This is a genomic window from Citrobacter amalonaticus (assembly GCF_018252635.1).
GTDB lineage: Bacteria > Pseudomonadota > Gammaproteobacteria > Enterobacterales > Enterobacteriaceae > Citrobacter_A > Citrobacter_A amalonaticus_E.
This window is the reverse complement of the sequence record NZ_JAGTXM010000048.1, coordinates 1-389: the sequence shown is the minus strand read 5'-3', so window position 1 is coordinate 389 and position 389 is coordinate 1. Positions and strand designations below refer to the sequence as shown.

Sequence of the window (389 nt, the reverse complement as noted above, 5' to 3'; positions counted from 1 at the left end):
TTCTGCGGCCCGCTGCTGCACCGTCTCGGCCAGGCCTTCATCCCCGACCTCGGCGGCTGCCGCATCGGCGACCGTCCCATCGACTTCCACCTCGACGCGCTGCGCAAGTTCGGTGCGATCGTCGAGAAGCTGCCGAGCGGCATCCGTCTCTCCACCGGCGGCACGCGACTGCACGGCGCGAACATCCACCTGCCGTACCCGAGCGTCGGGGCCACCGAGCAGGTGCTGCTGACGGCGGTGCGCGCCGAGGGTGTCACGGAGCTGCGCAACGCGGCCATCGAGCCCGAGATCATGGACCTGATCGCGGTCCTGCAGAAGATGGGCGCGATCATCTCCTACGAGCCGAACCGCGTCATCCTGATCGAGGGCGTCGAGAAGCTGCGCGGATA

Annotated in this window: 1 pseudogene; it reads left to right on the top strand. The window is 68.6% G+C overall.

Annotated elements, in window-relative coordinates:
- Positions 1 to 389, top strand: a pseudogene (locus tag KE671_RS22650) (UDP-N-acetylglucosamine 1-carboxyvinyltransferase); the annotation flags it as partial.